This is a genomic window from Halorhabdus salina, from assembly GCF_013839425.1.
Taxonomy (GTDB): domain Archaea; phylum Halobacteriota; class Halobacteria; order Halobacteriales; family Haloarculaceae; genus Halorhabdus; species Halorhabdus salina.
Genome location: NZ_JACDNP010000001.1, coordinates 372,180 through 388,848, shown reverse-complemented (window position 1 = coordinate 388,848; position 16,669 = coordinate 372,180). Strand labels below are relative to the sequence as shown.

Annotated in this window: 15 protein-coding genes and 1 pseudogene; 11 read left to right on the top strand and 5 right to left on the bottom strand. The window is 60.5% G+C overall.

The features are described 5' to 3' along the window. Window positions 1-35 precede the first annotated feature (35 nt). Window positions 36-296: a hypothetical protein gene (locus tag HZR20_RS01950; protein WP_181684916.1), complete on the bottom strand. Its 261-nt coding sequence runs from the start codon at window positions 294-296 to the stop codon at window positions 36-38. Between the two features lie 109 nt (window positions 297-405). On the opposite strand from HZR20_RS01950, the gene HZR20_RS01945 reads away from it, so the two are divergent. The 4 genes from HZR20_RS01945 (at window position 406) to HZR20_RS01930 (ending at window position 4,063) form a co-directional block, all read left to right on the top strand. Beyond that, window positions 406-1,035 carry a hypothetical protein gene (locus HZR20_RS01945; RefSeq protein ID WP_181684915.1) on the top strand — a complete coding sequence of 210 codons (630 nt, stop codon included), beginning with the start codon at window positions 406-408 and terminating at the stop codon, window positions 1,033-1,035. A 101-nt stretch (window positions 1,036-1,136) separates the two neighbouring features. Then, window positions 1,137-2,918 (top strand): excinuclease ABC subunit C, encoded by a 1,782-nt coding sequence (locus tag HZR20_RS01940; protein ID WP_181684914.1) that lies wholly within the window; start codon window positions 1,137-1,139, stop codon window positions 2,916-2,918. A gap of 42 nt (window positions 2,919-2,960) precedes the next feature. Then, window positions 2,961-3,380 carry a peptide-methionine (R)-S-oxide reductase MsrB gene (gene msrB / locus HZR20_RS01935; protein WP_181684913.1) on the top strand — a complete coding sequence of 140 codons (420 nt, stop codon included), beginning with the start codon at window positions 2,961-2,963 and terminating at the stop codon, window positions 3,378-3,380. Window positions 3,381-3,421: 41 nt separating this feature from the next. Further along, complete coding sequence (locus HZR20_RS01930; protein WP_181684912.1) at window positions 3,422-4,063, top strand: hypothetical protein; 642 nt, start codon at window positions 3,422-3,424, stop codon at window positions 4,061-4,063. Between the two features lie 52 nt (window positions 4,064-4,115). Here HZR20_RS01930 and HZR20_RS01925 read toward each other — a convergent pair whose 3' ends face one another. Next, the gene (locus HZR20_RS01925) at window positions 4,116-4,814 is read right to left on the bottom strand and encodes a 6-hydroxymethylpterin diphosphokinase MptE-like protein (protein ID WP_181684911.1); all 699 of its coding nucleotides are present in this window, start codon (window positions 4,812-4,814) and stop codon (window positions 4,116-4,118) included. A 35-nt stretch (window positions 4,815-4,849) separates the two neighbouring features. Continuing rightward, window positions 4,850-5,689 (bottom strand): annotated as a pseudogene (folP, locus tag HZR20_RS01920) (dihydropteroate synthase); the annotation flags it as partial. A 508-nt stretch (window positions 5,690-6,197) separates the two neighbouring features. Between folP and HZR20_RS01915 the strand changes: the two are divergent. The 7 genes from HZR20_RS01915 (at window position 6,198) to HZR20_RS01885 (ending at window position 14,275) form a co-directional block, all read left to right on the top strand. Beyond that, entirely contained in the window at window positions 6,198-9,452 is a 3,255-nt protein-coding gene (locus HZR20_RS01915; RefSeq protein ID WP_181684909.1) for a vWA domain-containing protein, read from the top strand. 203 nt (window positions 9,453-9,655) lie between these two features. Then, window positions 9,656-10,996 carry an FG-GAP repeat protein gene (locus tag HZR20_RS01910; RefSeq protein ID WP_181684908.1) on the top strand — a complete coding sequence of 447 codons (1,341 nt, stop codon included), beginning with the start codon at window positions 9,656-9,658 and terminating at the stop codon, window positions 10,994-10,996. Between the two features lie 9 nt (window positions 10,997-11,005). After that, window positions 11,006-11,350: a VWA domain-containing protein gene (locus HZR20_RS01905; protein WP_181685062.1), complete on the top strand. Its 345-nt coding sequence runs from the start codon at window positions 11,006-11,008 to the stop codon at window positions 11,348-11,350. Between the two features lie 72 nt (window positions 11,351-11,422). After that, window positions 11,423-12,643, top strand: coding sequence for a hypothetical protein (locus HZR20_RS01900; protein ID WP_181684907.1), 1,221 nt, complete (start codon window positions 11,423-11,425; stop codon window positions 12,641-12,643). Further along, window positions 12,540-13,073: a hypothetical protein gene (locus HZR20_RS01895; protein WP_181684906.1), complete on the top strand. Its 534-nt coding sequence runs from the start codon at window positions 12,540-12,542 to the stop codon at window positions 13,071-13,073. The genes HZR20_RS01900 and HZR20_RS01895 overlap by 104 nt, the downstream gene beginning before the upstream one ends. Then, complete coding sequence (locus HZR20_RS01890; RefSeq protein ID WP_181684905.1) at window positions 13,070-13,783, top strand: RNA methyltransferase; 714 nt, start codon at window positions 13,070-13,072, stop codon at window positions 13,781-13,783. Before HZR20_RS01895 ends, HZR20_RS01890 begins: the two co-directional genes overlap by 4 nt. 87 nt (window positions 13,784-13,870) lie before the next feature. Beyond that, window positions 13,871-14,275, top strand: coding sequence for a hypothetical protein (locus HZR20_RS01885; RefSeq protein ID WP_181684904.1), 405 nt, complete (start codon window positions 13,871-13,873; stop codon window positions 14,273-14,275). A gap of 44 nt (window positions 14,276-14,319) precedes the next feature. Here HZR20_RS01885 and HZR20_RS01880 read toward each other — a convergent pair whose 3' ends face one another. Next, entirely contained in the window at window positions 14,320-14,736 is a 417-nt protein-coding gene (locus HZR20_RS01880) for a hypothetical protein (protein ID WP_181684903.1), read from the bottom strand. A gap of 1 nt (window position 14,737) precedes the next feature. Beyond that, entirely contained in the window at window positions 14,738-16,633 is a 1,896-nt protein-coding gene (gatE, locus tag HZR20_RS01875) for a Glu-tRNA(Gln) amidotransferase subunit GatE (protein WP_181684902.1), read from the bottom strand. Window positions 16,634-16,669 lie beyond the last annotated feature (36 nt).

Here is a 16,669-nt window from a genome sequence, read left to right as displayed (position 1 = left end):
GAGCTACCTGTGAGGCCGCCATCGCTGGCAGCGAACTACACGACTTCGTCGGGATCGTGTGAGCCGGCCATTCGCTCGGCTTCCCGGGCGTATCGTTCGCGTTCGTCCTCGGCGACGGCCGACAGACGATCGGGGTCGACGTCGATCGCGGCGGTGACCGCTTCCTTCATCAGTAGTGCCGTCGAGCGCTGCTGAGTGACGTGACGGTGCCCATCCGGCGTCGCGTACACGAGCGTCACGAGGTCTTCGTCGTAGAAGTCCCGTTCGACCAGCCAGCACCGAACCTCCTCGGTCATGCGCCTCTATTACCGTTCCGCCGGGTTGTATCCTCCGACGCGCGGTCACCCTCGGCCGACGGCGCGTCGGCCCGAGGCTTCTTGAGATCCGGTCGCGTACGTCAACTCGATGGACGCCTGGAGTGATCGAGTCGAGGACCTGCTCTACGAGGGCGAAGACGTCGAGGAACGGGTCGATCTCGGCGACGCGGCCGTGATCGTGACCAGTCACCGCGTGCTGGCGTTTACGCCACAACTGGAGGGCAAGAACTTCCGGGAGGTCAAACGACCGAACGTCTCTGGTGCGGCGATCACGACGACAGCCGAATCGAACTTCCTGGCGATGGGCGTCCGTGCTGGACTCTACGGCGTCCTGTTGCTGGGGATCGGTCTGGTCGTCGACTTCAGTGCGATCATGGGTGGTATCTCACTCACTGGTGGGGGCACCCAGGAACTCGGCATCGGGAACGTCCTGGGCATGGTGGAAGGCATGATCTCGCTGATCGGCCAGCTCGATTACTACATGCGCCTCTTTGGCGCGCTGTTGCTCGTCTTTGCGATCGTGCCCCTCGGCGTGTACGCCTGGACGCGCGAGCGCCACCTCGTCATCGAAGTCGCCGGCGACGACGACATCCACGTGGCCGTCCCCGAGGACGCCGAGGACGCTGTCGAACGTGTCCGGACGGCGATCTTGCCCGACGGCGTGCCAGCTGAGCGATCGTCTGGGTTTCTCGGGGAGTCCTGGAACCCCTTCGAGTGAGCCCATCAGCCGGACCTGTTCGCTTTTGCTGGGTCTGATTATGAGCGTGATCGCGACCGCGGACGCTACGTTCAACACGCTCAAGCGACAACCACCAGTGAATGGACGCTGAGGCAGTCCGTGACCTGGCCGCCGATCTCCCGGCCAAGCCTGGTATCTACCAGTTCGAAGCAGCCGACGAGACTGTCCTCTACGTCGGCAAGGCCGTTTCCGTCCGGGATCGCGTCCGATCGTACGCCGACCCGGGCGACGACGGCTCCAAGGCGTCCGAACCCAGCGCCGCTCCGACCGGGCCCCGGAACCAGCGCATCCGGCAGATGGTCGAGCGCGCTGTCGACATCGACGTCGTCGTCACTGACACGGAGACCCAGGCGCTGCTCTTAGAGGCGAACCTGATCAAGCGCCACCAGCCCAGGTACAACGTCCGCTTGCGCGACGACAAGTCCTACCCCCTGGTGCAACTGACCGACCACCCGGCACCGCGGATCGAGATCACTCGCGATCCTGCCGAGGGCGCAGACGTCTTCGGCCCGTTCACCGACAAAGGGCACCTCGAAACGGTCCTCAAGGCGATCCGCGAGACGTACAGACTGCGGGGCTGTTCGGATCACAAGTACGCCGGGCGGGATCGCCCCTGTCTCGACTACGACATCGGTCTCTGTTCGGCCCCCTGTACGGGCGAGATCGACGGCGAGTCCTATCGCGCCGACGTCGAGGCAATCCGCCGCTTTTTCGGGGGCGAAACGGGCGTCCTGGCCGAGCCGATCCGCGAGGAGATGGACCGGGCCGCCGAGAGCGCGGCCTTCGAACGGGCGGCGAACCTCCGGGATCGCCTCTCGGTCGTCGAATCGTTCCACGAGGGGACCGGCGGTGCGGTCGTACGGGACGAGAGCCTGCGGACGGACGTCCTCGCAGTTGCCCTCGAAGGCGAGTCGGCGACTGTCGCCCGCTTGCACAGCGCTGAGGGCTCGCTGGTCGATCGCGAGCGCCACGAAGTCGAGACGCCTGCCGACAGCCGCGGCGGCGACGTGCTTGCTGCCTTCGTTCCCCAGTACTACGCCGAACGCGAATTGCCAGATCGGATACTCCTCTCGGACCGACTCACCGACGGAGAGGTCCAGACGTGGCTGGCCGACGCTGGCGTCGACGTGACTGTTCCGGGTGCCGGTCGGGAAGCGACTCTGGTCGACCTCGCGCTGAAGAACGCCCGACGAAACGCTGGCACGCGGGACGGGACGGCAGCGCTGGCCGAGGCGCTCGAATTGGATGCGGCCGACAGGATCGAAGGCTTCGACGTCAGCCACACTGGCGGCTCGGGCGTCGTCGGCAGCGACGTCTGCTTTCTCGACGGAGCACCCGAGAAACCCGACTACCGCCGCCGAAACCTCACCGAGGGCAACGACGATTACGCGGCAATGCAGGAACTCCTCGCCTGGCGGGCTGAACGGGCCGTCGACGGTCGCGACGACAGATCGGACCCCGATCTCTTACTGATCGACGGCGGGGAGGGACAACTGGCTGCGGCCCGCAAAGCGTTGGAGAGTGCAGGGTGGGACGTTCCCGCTATTGCGCTGGCGAAGGCCGACGAGCGCGTGATCACACCCGAACGCACCGTCGAGTGGGACGACGATGCACCGCAGTTGCGGCTCCTCCAGCGCGTCCGTGACGAGGCCCATCGGTTTGCCGTCCAGTATCACGAGACCATTCGCGACGAGGTTTCGACGGCACTCGACGGCGTGCCGGGGGTCGGCCCCGAACTGCGGACCCGTCTTCTTAGACGGTTTGGCAGCGTCGAGGGGATTCGCGACGCCTCAGAGAAGGAGCTCCGTGATGTGCCCGGTGTGGGATCGGAGACGGCGGCGACGATCCGCCGGCAATTGTAGCAACTCCCGTGGACATTTACCGACGGAGGCCGTGGTGTAACTATGGACGAATCGACGACAGAATCGAGTGACGTCCCGGCGTCAGACGAGGAGTGGCAGGAGATCCTGACCGAAGAAGAGTACCACATCCTCCGGGAACGCGGCACCGAACCGAAGTTCACTGGCGAGTACCTTGACGTCGACGACGACGGCGTCTTCCGCTGTGCCGGCTGTGGCACGGCACTGTTCGACACCGACTCGCAGTTCGATTCCGGCCACGGCTGGCCGAGTTTCACCGATGTGGTCGAGGAGGGCAACGTCGAAACGGAGGTCGATACTCGTCATGGGATGGAACGAACGGAAGTGCTCTGTGGCGAGTGCGGTGGCCACCTGGGCCACGTCTTCGATGACGGACCGGATCCGACTGGCAAGCGCTACTGTATCAACTCGGCGGCATTGGACTTCGAATCCGGCGAGGAGTGAGGGCCGGAGGTTTTTTGACGGTCTTCGATGAGTGTGTGGGTGTGTCGCGAAACGATTCCACCGACGAGTCCGGCTCGCAGTCGATAGCGGTCGATGACGTTCTGGACGAAGAGCGACTTGCTCCGTTACGATCGTTCTCGTGGGGGAGAGGGATCCTTACTGGGGCGCTGTCGTTCGTGGTTGGCTATCTGCTCATGGCCGCGTTGTTCTTCGTTGGCCCACCGTCGATCGACGCCCAGTCGCTGTCGGGACGGTTCGATCAGATCGCGTACATTTTCTACAACTCTCAGTTCGTCGATGGGCTCATTTCCGCGCCGGCGGACGTCACCATCCCCGGTGGGCGGCGGTTCAATTTCGTTCTGGAAGCGACCGAACCAGCCGTCCCAATCGTAGTGTATCTCTCGATTCCGGTCGTTTCCGTGTTGGTTATCGGCGGTCTCTTCCAGGCGGTTGTCCGTTCAGATGTGGACGAGTACGTCGATGCCGGCCTGACCGGAGCGGCCATGGCGTTGGGCTACGTCGCCGTCGCGCTGGTCGGGACGTTCCTGATCGCACGATCGACCGGCAACGGTATCGCGACGTTCGCCCCGGATCGCATTCAGACGGTCGTCCTCTGCGTTGCTTATCCGTTTGTCCTCGGGACACTCGGTGCGCTGGGTGGACTCATGATTGACCGCGAGTGACGTCCCCGGTCTGATCGGAGTGTGGCCGGAGTGGTATCCACGTGGCCGCTCTTCATTGCTGCTCGATCGGCTCGCTGCTGTCGCGTCTCCCATCGAGCACATCGAAGTTCTCGTCGCGACGGCCTTCGAGCCAGTGTAGCAATCGCTCGGCCCACTCGAGCTTCCGCTCTTTTTCGATCCCGACCGTCCTATCGTCGAAGTCCCACCCCGGAAAGACGAGCCGGTCGGCCCCGAGTGCGTCGGCGAGAAATGCGGCCCGATCGCCGTCAGTAAAGCCGCCGAAATTCCGGACTGGATCGACCGGTTCGGCCTGGGTTGTCGGCAGCACCCACGCCAGGTCGAACGTGGGGACGGACTCTTTGACGGCGGCGATATTGTCGCCGTGGGCGTGGACGGCAACAGGAATCCCAGACCTTGTCAACTCCCGCACTGTCTCGGAGTGTTTGTCAAGGTCCGTCACGACGATATCGGGGGACACGCCCACCTCGAGTAGTTGATCGGCGGCCGTCGAGGCAGCGATGACGGCATCCGCCGATTCGATCGGTTCGAGTTCCGTCGAAAGCGACGGCCCAGCCCCGGCGATAGCCACTGTCTGTCCGGCGAACATGTCGGGTGCTGGGTCGTAGGGGTCGGTCGGCGCGTCCGCAACGAGTGACGCCAGCAGGTCTCGCGCCCGTTCGTCGGCTGGGCGATCGTAGCCAAAGTCCGCGAGGATCGCCTCGTAGACCGGTTCCCAGGTCGAAAAGTCCATTACGCGTACTCCTGGGGGCTGTCGCCCAGTTCGTGGCCGACGAGCGCTGCATCCCGAGTTTCGCTCACGTCGTGGGTGCGGATCACGTCCGCGCCACGCTCGACGGCCAGTGCCGTCGCCGCGAGGCTGACCGGCAACGCCTCCTCGGTCGAGCGGCCCGCAATCTCCCGGAGGAAGTTCTTGCGGTTGATCGAGACGAGCATCGGCCGGTCCAGGCCCCGGAATTCACCGAGTCGCCGGAACGTCTCCCGATCGTCTTCGATGGTCTGGTGCTCGCTCCAGCCGCCAAAGGCCGGATCGACGATCGTTTTCTCGGTGAAGCCGTTCTGCGTGAGCGCTTCGTAGACCTGATCAACGTAGTCGGCGTCGGCTGCCCACTCCTCCTCGCAGCGGTTCGTCCAGTCCGTCTCCCTGACCGCACCCGGCCGTTCGAGGTCGGGCGGGCTGGCCATCTTCACGACGGCGGCGGCGTGTGCTTCAGTAACGTCCGGCATCTCGGGATCGGCAAAGCCACAGATGTCGTTGACCATGTCGAACCCGCGGGCGAGTGCTTCGTCGGCGACCTCGCTGTATCGAGTCTCGATGGAGAAGACGGCCTCGCCATCGACGGATTCGATCGTTTCGATCGCCGTATCGAGACGCTCGCGTTCTTCCTCCGCGGAGAGCACGTCCAGGCGTTTGTTGGCCGATTCGAGGCCGACGTCGATGATATCGGCCCCCTCCTCGATCATGTCCTCGACGTAGGCGGCGGCCTCGCCCGCGTCGTCGAAGACGCTGGGTTTGTACGGCGATTCCTGGCTGACGTTGAGTACACCCATGATCCGGGGTGGGTGGGCGTCGCCGATTCCCAGGCCCGCGGCGTCCACGTTGTGCATGGGGGCGGTGACGGGCGGGGGCGTGAAAAACGGTTGGTCGCCGGCGACGGCGACCGGCCGGCGGTGCGGGTGATCGCCTGGGCGAGGGCTGTTGGCCCGGGGCAGCGCTTTGGAAACAGTCACTGAATCTTTCGTATAGTAAGACATATTTAATTGCCACGTATTGCCGGCAATTATGTCCGATGGTGGGGACGTGACGGGACTGTTCGCGATCGTAGCGGCAATAATGATGGTCATGGCGAGTGTGCCCGCCGGGGCGATTTCGCCCGGGCCGAGTGCTGGGACTGCTGGCAACACCGCGCCAGTCGACGGCCAGGCGCCCGCTGAGGGCCCACCGGTCCTGCTGAAGGGACAGGCGATCCAGGCGATCGAGAACCTCTCGGCAGACAGCGGTCGGCAGGAGTCCGCCAAAGCGCGGGCGATTGACCGTTTGAACGAATCGTTCGCCCATTACATCGGCCCCGTCCGGGTCGACGACCAGCAGGCGTTCATCGCCGACGCCAACGCGGTGCGTGCCCTGGCAGCGTTCGATGACAGCGACGAGAGCGAGCCCGTCCAGCGTATCGCCCGAATGGTCGTCCGGGCAGACAATGCCTCCGCTCGGCAAGTGATCGAAGACGCCGAAGACACTCTCGCTAAGACTGAGGAGCAACTCGGCCACGGGACCCAGCAGAGTGTCCAGAGCCATCTCGACAACGCCCGGCGACAACTCGACCGTGCCGAGCGCTTGCGCGAGCGAGCGGCCAACAGCGAGAGCGAGAAATGTATCCGCACGACCGCCAAGGCCGTCCGGACGTACGGTATCGCCACCAACCAGGCACTCGTGGCCCTCGAGCAACTCGATCGAGAGACCAGCCCAACGGTAACGCTGACCCGGCGGGCGGACCCGATACGCAACGGATCGATGACGGCCCAATACACGCTCGTGGGTCGCGTGGTGGACCCGACCGGCCTCGACGGGGTGAACCTGACGGCGACGATCAACGACGATCAGACGGTCCCCATCCGCCTTCGGGGTGGGTATGCCAACGCCTCCTTCGCGACGACGATCAACCTGACCGAGCGGGTCAATACGATCGACGTGACGGTCGTCGAGCGTAGCGACACGCAGTCAAAACGTGGCAACGGCAAACGGAAGCAGAAGGGCAAGGACAAGCAGAAAAAGAAGAACAAACAGAAAGACAAGCAGAAGAACAAAGACAAGCCAAAGCAGTCAGGCAACGCTGGCGATCAGTCCGGTCAGGGACAGAAGACCCAGACGAGCGCGGTCGTACTCAAGCTGGATGGTGACGGCCTGCCCGACACCTATGAAGAGAACGTGACGAAGACGGATCCGCTCGATCCCGATAGCGATTCGACCCTGGTGAGTGGGGATCAGGGAGGAGATGGCATTATCGATAGTGAACACGATTTTGACGGTGATTCAGTTGACAATCGGATCGAATATTGGTTCGGCACCGATCCGCTATCGCCGGACACCGATGGTGATGGATTAGAAGACGGATTCGAGATCAGGTATTCTGAGACGTCGCCACAGCAGTCGGATTCAGACGACGATGGAGTTATTGATGCTGAAGAAGACCCTGATGGAGATGGCGTGGTCAATCAACGAGAACAAAAACTGGGAACTGACCCCCATCGGGCCGACTCTGATTCAGACCAACTCTCAGATAGTCGTGAGCAAGAGCTCGGAACAAATGCAACGGACCCTGATACCGATGCTGATGGACTAGAAGACGGCGTGGAGCCAGAATTCGGAACCGATCCCCTCGATCCGGACACGGACGATGACGGCGTGTTGGACGGCAACGAAACGTATACCACGAATTCAAACAACGAGAGTCTGGGTGTTTCAGTTCGCGTCACGGCCACCGGGAGTACCGGAAAATCGTTGACAATTAAAGAAAACACCGAAGCACGGTTCAACAACGCGTTTGCTTCGAATCTCACGGCTGCACCGGTAGTCGACCTTGATACTGACGAATCGATCGAGAACGCGACGGTCTCGATTTCGTATGACGAATCAGCACTGTCCGTCAACGAATCGGAACTGGTTGGAGTGCGGTACAACGAGTCAATTCAAGGGTTTGAGCCGCTGCCGACGACGATCGACGAAGCAAACGATACAGTCCATGCACGGACGGATCACTTCTCGACTTTTACCGTATTCAAAGTTCCAAATTGGCAGACAATGCTCAGGGCCCAAGAGCCATCTAATGGCGGACAGGGAGATCCTGATACGGCAGAGATCGACGTAATGTTGGTCATCGACTCCTCAGGATCGATGAGCTGGAACGATCCTCAGGAGTTCAGGAAGGCCGCTGCGAAGGAATTTGTCGGTGCCTTGATCGAGGGAGACCGAGCTGGTGTTGTCGATTTCGATTACGATGCAGCGGTTCCTCAAAAACTCACGACTGACTTTGGGTCAGTGAACGTTACGATCGACAGTCTTGATGCATCCGGCGGAACGAATATCGGAGCGGGATTACAACGCGCGAACGACCATTTCGCCGCCAACAGCAACGACTCTCGATCCCAGTATACGATTCTCCTCACAGACGGACAGGGTAGTGGTGAAATCTCCCAAGCGAACACTGCTGCCGACCGTGGAACGACGATTTACACGATCGGCTTTGGGAATGCGAACGGAGACAAATTACAGCAGATCGCGGATATCACGTCGGGAGGGTATTCGTCGGTCGACGACGCCAGTGACTTACCGGATGTCTTCTCACGGGTTGCCGAAGATATCGAACCGACGCATTCGGGTGACGACGGATTTTCCGACTCGCTGGAGAATAACGGGATTCCCATTTCACCGTTCATGGTGGGTGATTTAGATAATGCGGAGGCGAACCTGTCGGCAAACAATATCGCCGTCGTGCATACCAATCCAGAACAGAATGACACAGATGGCGATACACTACACGACGATGAAGAGATCGGTAGCGAAATCGATCGAACGATCGAATTCTTCGGAAACGAATACGATATCCGATACTATACGGTAAAGAGTGATCCGACAGACCCTAACTCCGACGACACTGGGCTGAACGATAGCGAAGAGGTAGAGAAGGGTAGTGATCCGATGGAAGAAGAAACGCTTGCTGCAGGGTATACGCTTCCCGTCTTGACTCGAACTTCTACCCCGAAGAACCAGCCAACAACGGTGAATACACTCATCCATGAAGAGGAGGACTGGACGAGAAATCCAAACTATAAAGGTATTACCGATGATCATCTCGTTCTTGTCCCGGATGAAGTGGAAACGAAGGCCTCAGGTGATGTTCAGGAGATTAAGTTCCCTGTGATCGTTTCTTATAATCCGAACGATGGGGCCATGGATTATCTTGAAAATACTGATAGTCAAGCTACTTTCCGTCTGTTAGATCGAAAGCCGGCTGGGATAATGAAGACACCAAAAAATGAGATTCTGGAAGGGCCGAAATCAATCACCTTAGAACCTGGAGAAACAAAAGAGTTAGAATACCGAATCGCTGCGAAACATACTGCTGGCTTTGGGCTGAAAAACTTGATAAATCTAAAACGGTTCAAATTCCGGGTAGAGGAACTTGATTCTACACCCTTCTATCGTCCAGCAAAAGACAACTCCAACGGTGTGTTCAACACGGAAACGGGTTACAATTATGCGGGGGCACCAATACTGGAGTCTACTCAAATCATGTTAAATGATGTGAATCAAATCTTATCAACTGGGTTTTCGGTGGCTGGATCTACCAACGCGGGTATGATGGTTGTGTGAACCGCGCAAGGGAGTATTGAAATGGGGATCTATAAAGTAAGCGATGGTGAGTTACAGCCCAATTTCCCGACAACAGGTGGAACACCAGCTACGATTCCGATAACACAGGGAATCAGTGGGTTTAGTAAATACATCGAATATCGGACTGAGATGACCGATGTCGAAGGTACGTTCGGGGGAGCACTCACATACCGTGAAAACTAATGATAGGAAACATCTCACTGGGTGGCAAGGCTACTAGACGTGAGATGCTTACTCTCGTGAATTCGACGACTTTAGTCGCATTAGCCGGTTGTGTGTTTTCGGAACCGACAGAGACAGAAGACGCCCAAAATAGTGTGGCAAAGCTCTTGGCTAAAGATGGGAATACAAACGATAGATTTGGATTTTGGATCGATATGTCAAACGACGGTCAGAACCTGCTCGTCGGTAGCTATCAAGATTCGAATCCGAACGGCGAGAATGCCGGTGGAGTCTACGTCTTCAAACGGGATCAAGACGGGTGGTACCAATCAGCAAAACTCTTGGCAGATGACGGGGATCGCTATGATTTTCTAGGGTCCGCTGTCTCGATATCGGATACTGGCGAAACCGCACTCATCGGAGCAATTGCTGAAGAAGATCCGAATGGACCAGAAGGGGGAGCTGCTTACGTGTATCAAAAAGAGGGTCAAAAGTGGCATCAGCAAAGTAAACTCAGTGCTCCTGATGGTGAGGAATTTGATCAATTCTCGCGATCGCTATTATTGACTCCGAATGGAGACACCGCATACGTTGGAGCGCCGTTCAGAGAAAATTCGAACAGGAACTCTACGGGTGCCGTCTTCGAATATTCGCGTGAGTCTGATGGCTGGAAGTTGGTTAACTCGCTTCCCAAAGACGGAATTTCGATTGAGTCATTCGGGTATGCAATGGATATCTCAAGGGATGGCGAGACCCTTGTTGTCTCCAGAATGGTTGTGTCGGATTCGGAAAAGGGTGCAGCATACGTGTTCAAGCAGTCTAATGACGAGTGGGTCCGACAGGCCACACTCACTGCCAGCGAGGGGGATCCAAACGATTACTTCGGGGAGACAGTCACCGTCTCGGAGGACGGACAAACAGTTCTCGTCGGTGCGTCGAACGATGAGGATCCAAACGGCGAACAAAGTGGTTCGGTATATCTCTTCGAAAACCGAGATAGTGAGTGGCACCAAACCCAGAAGCTCACGCCCGCCGATCCCGGGCAGCGCGAGCGATTCGGCCTGTCGCTTGCCATGACAAGCAATCCTGAAGCGATTCTCATCGGGGCCCCGGGCGAATCGTCCGACACGGGTGAACAGAGCAGGATTTGCGTCTTCAAGCAGGATAACGACCACTGGCAACAAGATCGTGTCATCCCTGCTCCTGAAAATGACCCGACCGATTACTTTGGGACGCGAATCACAGTGTCGAGGGATGCAGGTATCGCTGCCGTAAGTGCACCCGAAGCGGACGGGAACGAAGAATCAACTGGTGCCGTGTACGTGTTTGATTTGGCGGAAACAATCCCGTTAGAGAGCTGAGAGAGTCGGATTCGCTGTATTGTCAACGTCACGATCGAGCGTCTCGACGCCTCCGGCGGCACAAACATCGGTGCGGGTGTCGCGCGGGCCAACCAGCACTTTGCGAGTACGAGCAACGACTCGCGAGCGAATGTGGCGATCCTATTGACGGACGGCCAAGGAGAAGGTGGACGTGCTCAAGCCCGGACAGCGACTGACCGGAACATCACGATCCACACGATCGGATTCGGTGGTGCCGACGGGAACAAGCTCAGCGATATCGCGTCGATCACCGGCGGCTCGTATCACTACGTCTCGGACGCGGCGGAGTTACCAAACGTGTTTTCGCGGGTCGCCGAGGAAGTCGAACCGTAGGATTCAGACGGCGACGGCCTGCCGGACGTCCTCGAGGAGGAGGGACTGCCGATCGGGCACACCGGCGCTGACGTGACTCGACTGCCAACCAATTCCTCGACGAAGTACACGGACGACGATGATCTGACCGACGGCGAAGAGGCCGGTGAGTACCGCGAATATCCAATTTCGTTCAGCGTCGACGATACCCGACATCAGTACATCGCCCAGTATTACGAGTTGACGAGCAATCTGACCCTAGTGGATACCGACGGCGATGGACTTGATGACGACAAGGAACTGGACTTGGCGAACAATTCGGCAGCTAACGGCTGGAATATCTCGGTAATCAACGAGAGCGGACAGCCGTATCGGTGGGCTGGGAGTGTCGAGCAGTCCGCCGACGGGACAATCTCCGTCTCGTCCGATCCCATGGTGGAAGACACGGATGGCGACGGACTGACCGATTACGCAGAAAAGGAGTTCACGCACACTGATCCGAATGCCTCGGTGACGTACAATCTCACCGACGAACACGACGAATTACTCGGTCACTTGGCGGACGAAGGGATGTACGGGCGTCCGGTCTTCCCGTCACATAGTCCGCCAACGGAGGGACTTACCGACAGAACCGACGACTTCGACTTCGTCCTGGCGGAGGACCGGTCGTTCCCGCCATCCGCCGAGGCGTGGAAACAGTCACCCCTGACGTTCAAGGCACTGGACGGAGAGTGGCGAACGGACACGTGGCTGTCGAATGACAACGAATTATCAAACGGAACCGATCCGTGGGATCCGGATACGGACGACGACGGATTGACCGACGGTCAGGAAATCAAGCACGTAACTCACATCAACGGTGGCCAGATGGGAGGGATCAACGCGGATACCCTCGGAACGGAGCCGTTGAACCCCGACTCGGACGGCGACGGCTACTGGGACGGCTGGCTCGGCGTCCACGGTGTCGGCTACAGTGACAACGTGATCCTCTACCGGGAGCACTTGCAGTCGGGCAACGGAGTTGAGGGCGACGAACGCGTCGACGAGCAGGTCGGCGTGCAGAGGTCGACTGAGTCGCGCGGAAACCGACGACCGGACGATTCCCTCGGCGATGACATCCCTCTCAGCATCCACTCGCGAAACGAGCACGTCCCGAAGGAGACCGCACCGACAGCGCGCTCTTTTAGTCCGCCAGGCGAGTACCGGGCGTATGGCCAAAGTCTCGATCGGGTTGCGCGGCTGGCGCTTCGACGAAGACGCAGTGTTCGACGAAGACGGGACACTCAGACGGCTGACCGAGATGCCGGCCGATGACCGCGAACGCATCCTCCGGCTGACGGCGCTCGTCGGCGAACCCTGTGACGCCTGTTACATCGAACACGGCGACGCGGAGATCGAGCAGTGTGACGTCGGCGCCATCGTCTACGGCGAGCCGATGGGCGAAGTCCTTCTCTGTGACGCCCACGAGGGCGACTTCCTGTACTGGTTCCGTGAAGAGGGCGGCGAGGAGTTGGCGGGCACTCGCGAGCTGGCAAACGCCTTTCAGGCGTGGTTCGACGAGGGGAATCGCGCACCGGCGGGCTACGGCGGCCTCGATCACGTCGAGGAGGCACCCGACCAGCTACCGGCCTTCGATCCCCACGAGATCCAGGGCCTCGAAGACGACTTACAGGAGATGGACGACACCGAGCGCGAGGCCCTGGATGTCGACCTGAGCGATCTCGATCTTGATGTCGATCTATGAGTCTCACGGTCGCTGTTGTCGATGCCGAGACGCCCGGGAACGTGGGGACGATCGCCCGCGCGATGAAGAACTTCGGCCTCTCGGAACTGAAACTGGTCGATCCGCCCGAACTCGATCCTGACGGCGAGGCCTATGGCTTCGCCGGCCAGGCCCGCGAGGACATCCTCCCGAACGCCGACGTGGTGACCTTCGAAGCACTCACCGAACAGTATCACACCGTCGCGACGACCGCGATCACCAACGAGGACGCTGCCAAACACGTCCGGTACCCGTTCGTGACACCCGCCGAACTCGCCGACGAGCTTACGGGCGTCGACAGCGACGTCTGCGTCATGTTCGGCCGGGAGCGCGTCGGGTTCACCAACGACGAACTCGCGATGGTCGATCAGATTTGCTCGATCCCCGCCAGCGCCGCCTATCCCGTCTTGAACCTGGGACAGGCTGCGACGATCGTCCTCTACGAACTGCGCAACTTGAGTGTCGAACGGACCCAGCACCCGGACGCGATCGATCGAGCCAACCAGTCTGCAATCGAGGGCCTGCACGGGCAGTTTGGGGACTTTCTCGAAGCGACCGACCACCCCGAAGAGAAACGAGCGAAAGCACAGCGATTGTGGCGGCGACTCCTCGGCCGGGCCCATCCGACTGGCCGCGAGGTGCGGACTCTCCGGGGGCTGTTCCGGCGCGCCGACCAGAAAATTGAGGATTGAGCTGTCACCGCGCACGGAACGCGGGGAGTAAGCCGCTCCGAGAGTACTCCCCGACACTTATTAGGGCGACCGGAGAAACGCCGTCAAATGACGTCCCGTAACGATGTCCACGAGGCGGTGGCCGGATCGGCCTACCACGAGTGGATTCGATTCGACGGTATGGGGGTCTGGACGTACCAGCCCGAGGTGGAGATCAGACTCGAACGAGACGGGCAACTCGGAACGGTCCAACAACCCTGGACGAACGGCTTCCAGGCGACCAGTACCCGCAACGAGTACGTCCTCTATTATGGTGACTCGCCGGTCGAGTATCACACCATCGTCGGCGTCGATGACAATCGCGCGTTCGTTCCCGACCCACAACAGCCCCAGTCGCCAGGTGGGGCGTATTCGATCACTCCCTACCAGGCGACGCTCGGGGAAATCGTCACGGGCGACGTCGAGACGTTCACCGCTTACCTCAACCGAGCCGGCATCGTCGTCCAGGAGTGACCGGCGGTCGAAAGACGTTGTCTGCTGTCTCGCCGTCCGGACAGCTACCGCGGGACTGTCTCGAAAGTCCGCAGGTCTGCGATCAGATCGGCCAGGAGGTGTGCGTACAACACGGCAGCGGAGAGCGTGCCGAGGAAGGGATCGACGACGAGCCAGACCGCGGGTACCACCGCGCCAGCGATGACGACGTGACTGATAAGTCGATGATACGGGCCAAGATCCCCCTCCTCGAAGATCGAGCCGGGGTCCGTTGCGACGACCCACGGTCGGCGAAGGACTCGTTTCAGCGGGCCGACGCTGTCGCCGATCACCCACGATAGCAGGAAGTGATCGAGGTCGATCAACACGCCCAACGCCACGCCATATCCCACGGCGAGCGCCGGATTGACGGTGGGATCGCCGCCGATGACAACCCCGAAAGCGACGAGCAACGAAATCACGGCGTGGGCGAGTGAGTACATCTCAGTCAGCGCGCTTTCCGATCTCTTCCCGAAGCACGTCACTGACCACGTCACCGTCAGCTTTGCCGCGCAATTCACCCATACATTCGCCCATCAGTCCGGAGAACGCTGCCATTCCCTCCTCGCTGATTTGCTCGGCGTTGCGTTCGACGACGCGGACCACAGCCTCACGGACCTCGTCTTCGGCCGCACTGCCGAGGTCCTCTTGCTCGGCCGCCGCCTCGGCGCTCAGTTCGGGGTTTTCGGCGAGGGCGGAAAGCAGGTTCGGGACGCCTTCCTTGGCGAGTTCGTCCTCGGCGAGCAACGCGAAGACGTCACGGAAGTGTTCGTCGGTGAGGTTCTCGACGGGCGCACCGTCCCGGCGGATCTCCGTGATCGTCGACTCGACCGTCTGGGCGGCAAGCGTGGCGTCGACACCACGCTCGACTGCCTCCTCGAACAGCGCCCAGCGTTGGCCGTAGGCGACCTGTTCGGCGAGTCCGGCGTCGAGGTCGAACTCGTCCTGGTAGCGCTCGGTCTTCTCGGTGAGCAACTCGGGCGTCTCGACCGTTTCGGGGTCGGGTTCGACCGGGGGAACGTCCGTCTCGGGGTACATCCGCGCCGCCCCGGGCAGTGGGCGCAGATAGCGAGTTGTCGCCTCTTCTGTGGCGTCGCGCGTCTCTTCTGGCACGCCGTCCATCGCCGTTTCGGCCCGCTTGGCGACCGCGTCGATGGCCTGCTCGGCGGTTTCAGGGTCGTCTGCGACGATCGCGACCGCGTCGGTCGTGTCCTCGCCGACGACGGCTGGATCGAGGTCGACTGCCTCGGCGAGTGCCTCGACCTCGCTCTCGGTGACGCCGTAAGCGGGGAGTTCGTCCGTGTGGAAGATGCCGCCGGCTCCGTGTCGCTTGGCGTGATCGGAGAACTCGGTGCCGAGACGCCGATCCGGCTGGATCTCGCGGCCGACGAGCCCGCCAAAGCCGGGAAGCGGGACCGCCCACACCTTGCCCCCATCTCCGAGCGCGCCTTGGATGACACCGCTGTCGGTCTCCTCGAACACGCTCGTGACGTCTTGGATATCTCCGACCGTGGCATCCCGCTCGTCGAGTTCGCTAGCGATCTCGAGCAGTTCAGCCTGGCGGCCGACTTCGTTGCGAACGATTGCCTCGATGTCTTCGAGACTCTGGACGCCTTTGATCTCGACACGAGCGCCCTCGGCGATCGAGACGTTGACGTCCTGGCGGATGGTGCCCAGCCCGCGTCGGACCTCGCCGGTCGAGCGCAGCAGCATGCCGATCCGCTCGGCGGCCTCCTGGGCTTGCTGGGGTGAGCGAATGTCCGGTTTGGTCCCGATTTCGACTAAGGGGATGCCGAGCCGGTCGAGACTGTAGCGGACACCAGATTCGGTTTCTGTGAGGCGCTGGGCGCTCTCCTCTTCGAGCATGAGGTCCTCGACACCGACTGGCCCCTCGCTGGTCTCGATCTCGCCGTCAGTCGCGACCATCATCGTCCGCTGGAAGCCTGAGGTGTTCGAACCGTCGATGACGAGTTTCCGCATGACGTGAATCTGATCGACGACGCTCATATCGAGCAACTGTGCGATCTCCATCGACACCGCGAGTGCCTCGTCGTCGACGCGATGTGGCGGCTCGTCGTCGGCTTCGACCAGGCAGGTCGAGTCGTACATGAGATACTCGAACTCGCGTTCGACCTGACTCTCTTCGAGTGCAGCCTCGTCGAGTTCCCCCAGTTCACTCGTCGTCGGGTGAAGGTATCGCGAGATGGTTTTCGACGATTCGTCCGGCTCTTGGAGGGCTGTTGGGCAGTTACAGAATAGTTTCGTCGCCGTGTCCAGTTGCTGGTGGATTTCGAGGCCAGCAACCAGCCCTAGATCGTCGTACTCGTACTCTGCAGTCATTACCGGGCAGTGACACGGCTGACGGGAAAAACGCTC